The 3,963-nt window shown below is 53.8% G+C and carries 4 protein-coding genes; all 4 read right to left on the bottom strand.

Annotated features, from left to right (window positions below; genetic code table 11):
• Positions 1–217: 217 nt before the first annotated feature.
• Positions 218–1,174: a PhoH family protein gene (locus AS151_RS05555; RefSeq protein WP_071516060.1), complete on the bottom strand. Its 957-nt coding sequence runs from the start codon at positions 1,172–1,174 to the stop codon at positions 218–220.
• Between the two features lie 163 nt (positions 1,175–1,337).
• The gene (locus tag AS151_RS05550) at positions 1,338–1,832 is read right to left on the bottom strand and encodes a KH domain-containing protein (protein ID WP_084639422.1); all 495 of its coding nucleotides are present in this window, start codon (positions 1,830–1,832) and stop codon (positions 1,338–1,340) included.
• On the bottom strand, positions 1,795–2,055 hold the full coding sequence (rpsP, locus tag AS151_RS05545) for a 30S ribosomal protein S16 (RefSeq protein ID WP_071516058.1): 261 nt from the start codon (positions 2,053–2,055) through the stop codon (positions 1,795–1,797). Before rpsP ends, AS151_RS05550 begins: the two co-directional genes overlap by 38 nt.
• A 121-nt stretch (positions 2,056–2,176) precedes the next feature.
• Positions 2,177–3,628 (bottom strand): signal recognition particle protein, encoded by a 1,452-nt coding sequence (gene ffh / locus AS151_RS05540; protein ID WP_071516057.1) that lies wholly within the window; start codon positions 3,626–3,628, stop codon positions 2,177–2,179.
• Between the last annotated feature and the right edge of the window lie 335 nt (positions 3,629–3,963).

The following is a 3,963-nucleotide window of genomic DNA, read 5'->3' as shown; positions in this document are numbered from 1 at the left end:
AGTTATGCACGAGCGCAATGCTCACAACTTCCCCTTGGACTTGGCTGCTACCGAACAAGTTGCTCCTTCCATCAAAGGCTAGGACATCCGTTCTCCTAAGCTGGACTAGAGTTTAGGAGCTGTAAAAACGCTCTCCTGCGGGAGGGCGTTTTTTTTATGGTTTTTCGGGGATGGGAAAATGCGATCGCCCCAACAATCGCCGCCGCCACGGACGACCTTATGATTGCTCTGACTTTTCGTAGGCGTTGACAATTTTTTGTACCAAGGGATGGCGCACCACATCCGATGGGGAAAGATAGCAAAAAGCAATGCCTTCCACGCTTTCTAAAATATCGATTGCCATATCCAAACCCGACATTTGTTTTCCGGGTAGGTCGGTTTGGGTTTTGTCGCCGGTGACCACCATACGCGAATGAAAGCCGAGGCGGGTGAGAAACATTTTCATTTGCGCTGGGGTGGTGTTTTGGGCTTCGTCTAAAATCACAAAAGCATTGTTGAGGGTGCGCCCGCGCATGTAAGCTAGGGGCGCTACTTCGATGATTCCCCGCTCCATCAGGCTTTCTACTTTTTCCGGGTCGATGCCTTCGTAGAGAGCGTCGTAGAGGGGACGTAGGTAGGGATCGATTTTTTGCTGCAAATCTCCCGGCAGAAAGCCTAAATGTTCTCCTGCTTCGATCGCGGGTCGGGTTAAAATTAACCGTTCAAAATCGCCGGCAAGCATGGATTTGATGGCCAGTAACGCTGCTAAGTAGGTTTTTCCCGTTCCCGCCGGTCCAATGCAAAAGGTGAGGTCGTGGGTTTGCATGGACTGGATGTAGCGCCGCTGGCGGAACGTTCTCGGACGGATGCGATCGCCCCGTCGCGTGGTCAACAGGATTTCTTGCTGCATTTGCTCTAAGTCTTCCTGGCGTTCGGTATCCATGGCCTGGCAGGCGGCAACAATATCCACACTGCTGATGGACTGACCGTTTTGCCAGTAGTTTTGTAGCGATCGCACCAAACGCTGGCACCGGCGAACTTGATTTTCCGTCCCCGAAATATATAAATCGCTCCCGCGCAGTACCACCGTGGCCCCGGTTTGCGCTGAGAGCGTTTTTAGGTTGGCTTCTTGCTTGCCAGCCAGTGCGATCGCGCTTTCAATGCTGGGCAAGGAAATGGTTTGGGACTCTACCATGCACTCAAAAGTCGTGTTACATAACCGGCAACGCTACTGCTAGGGAAACCAGCGATCGCAGAAAAGACCGCCATCCTGGCATGCCATTCAGCCGCCCCGAATCTCCATGCTACCGATTTTGGGCACCAAAACGCTACGTCCGCGATCGCCATCGAGGAAGCATTTATTTGGGAGAACGGCGGCGCTGCTTGCGAGGTTTGTTGCTACCGCGCTCTCCCTTGTCGGCACTATCGGGGGACTCTTCGTGACGCCCAGATTTGGTTGGTTTTTCCGACCAATTGCTCTGTCGCTTGCGAGGCGGATTTTTGCCAGCGGTACCAGTTGCCGTTTCCGCCTCCGTGGCAGTTTCCTCCCCGTAAACATCCAAATGCACGGATTCCCCGACCGCCGTTGCCAGGGCGGTCAAAATTGTCCGTACCGCCTGCAGGTTGCGCCCCCCACGACCAAACACGCGTCCCTTGTCAATGCCTTCAATCGCCAGGCGAATCCAGGCTTTGCGCTTGTGGGGGAAACGTTCGCAGTCCAAACGTAAGGAGTCGGGCGAGTCCAAAAAGGGCTGGACCAAGTATCGCACCAGCCCTTCATAATTGGGAGTTGTCTGGCTGTTGCTGTCGCCCTCGTTAGGAATTGTTTTCAGCGTTGACCTGTTCGAAGACATTGGCTTTGGTAAGAATCCTATGCACGGTTTCCGTCGGCTTAGCACCTTTTTGTAGGTAGCTAACGATCGCTGGCACGTCCAACCTAGTTTCGTCGGTTCTAGGGTTATAATACCCCAACTCGGCCAGAGGACGGCCGTCCCGGCGCTTGGAATTGTGGGTGGCCACTAGACGGAAACTAACTTGACGCTTTCTACCGAATCGCTTCAGTCGCAGTTTGATCATGCTGTTTGCAAAAAAAATGAAACTACTGAACAGGGACACCGGCTGTGGGCACCGGCTCAATTTCTACTTCCAAAATAGCCATCATAACATGCAGGGAGGCTTTTGGCTACCCCCAGCGCTCCTACAAATCCGCGAAGCCTTTCTTTTTCTTGCCTTTCTTTTTCTTTTTCTTCTTGGGCTGCTGGCCGCGTTGTCCCCGCCAACCGGGCATACCTTTTTGACCGCCAAACATACCACCGCCACCCATTCCTGGCATTCCTGGCATGCCCGGCATTTGTCCGGAACCAAACTGCTGCATCATGGAGCGCATTTTCTGAAAATCGCTCACCAGCTTCATCACGTCTTTTTCTTCCAACCCAGACCCTTTGGCTATGCGCCGGCGACGGCTGGGGGAACTGGAAAGCAACTCGGGCTGCTGACGCTCTTGCCTGGTCATGGAGTTGATGGCTGCTTCCGCTACTTTGAGCTGCTTTTCCCCCTGCTCGATTTGGTCGCTGCTGATTTTGTTCATCCCTGGGAGCATTTTCATCAATCCCCCCAGAGACCCCATGTTTTTCATCAGCCGCATTTGCTTGAGGAAGTCGTTAAAGTCAAATTGGGCGGAGAGCATTTTCTCTTGCATTTGCTCCGCATCGCCCATATCGACTTCCTCAGCAGCCCGTTCCACCAGGCTGACCACATCTCCCATGCCCAGGATGCGAGAGGCCATGCGGTCGGGATAGAACGGTTGCAGGGCTTCTACTTTTTCGCCGGTACCGATAAATTTAATGGGCGCGCCGGAAACGCGACGGATGGATAGGGCTGCCCCGCCGCGGCTGTCGCCGTCCATTTTGGTGACGATGGCACCGCTGACCCCAATTTGCTCGTGGAAAGTGCGGGTCAGGTTGGCGGCTTCCTGACCGGTCATGGCATCCACCACCAGTAGGGTTTCGTGGGGGGTAATGGCTTCTTTGATGCGCCCCAACTCGGCCATCATGTCTTGGTCGATTTGCAAGCGACCGGCGGTATCGATGATGACCGTATCGATGTTTTCCGCTTTGGCTTTTTCTACCCCTTCGCAGGCAATTTCCACCGGGTCGGCTGCAGTGCCCTTTTCAAATACCGGTATGTCAATTTGCTGCCCTAGGGTGACCAATTGGTCCACCGCTGCTGGTCGGTATACGTCTGCTGCCACCAACAGGGCGTTGCGTTCTTGTTTGCGCAGGTGCAGGGCTAGTTTGGCGGTGGCGGTGGTTTTACCGCTGCCTTGCAGACCTGCCATTAACACGATGGTGGGTGGGGTGTCGCTGTGCGCTAGGGGAACGTTGGTTTCCCCCATGACCTGGGTGAGTTCGTCTTGGACAATTTTGACGAATTGCTGGGCGGGTTTGACCCCCCGGAGAACTTCTTCTCCCTGGGCTTTGGTTTCTACTTCGGCAATAAAGTCTTTAACAACTTGAAAGTTGACATCCGCCTCTAATAGGGCACGGCGGACTTCCCGCAGGGCATCTTTGATATTGGTGGTGCTAATTTTGTCCTGGCCCCGCAGTTTTTTCCATGCGGACTCCAAGCGGTCAGAAAGGGCATCAAACATGGGTTGTGGTGCTAATTTCGCTTCAATATCGTTCGAGTTGGTTGGTTTGAGAAACGGACGCCCTGCTACACAATAGGTATTTGGCTGGAAACGGCAGGGCGGCTATTATAGTACTGGAGAAAAGTTTTGAGAAGGGGAGGCTTTCCCCTCAACGGGAACCACCAGAGCGAACGAGCAACAGACATTGTTTTTATTGTACCTGCGATCGCGCGGTTGTTGCCAATTTTCCTGGTTTGCCCGGCCAGATCTTGATAGTCACTGACCCCGCGCTAAAGCGACGGGGCTTGGGAACAGCCAGGTTCCCGTAGTAGTGGCTAGACCAAGAGCCGATAGTA

The organism is Geitlerinema sp. PCC 9228 (genome assembly GCF_001870905.1).
Lineage (GTDB): Bacteria > Cyanobacteriota > Cyanobacteriia > Cyanobacteriales > PCC-9228 > PCC-9228.
This window is presented reverse-complemented; position numbering and strand designations above follow the sequence as displayed.

Excerpts from the sequence above, each read along its gene's own strand:
- AS151_RS05550 (WP_084639422.1), bottom strand. The coding sequence starts at position 1,832 with ATGTCTTCGAACAGGTCAACGCTGAAAACAATTCCTAACGAGGGCGAC.
- AS151_RS05555 (WP_071516060.1), bottom strand. The coding sequence starts at position 1,174 with ATGGTAGAGTCCCAAACCATTTCCTTGCCCAGCATTGAAAGCGCGATC.
- rpsP (WP_071516058.1), bottom strand. The coding sequence starts at position 2,055 with ATGATCAAACTGCGACTGAAGCGATTCGGTAGAAAGCGTCAAGTTAGT.
- ffh (WP_071516057.1), bottom strand. The coding sequence starts at position 3,628 with ATGTTTGATGCCCTTTCTGACCGCTTGGAGTCCGCATGGAAAAAACTG.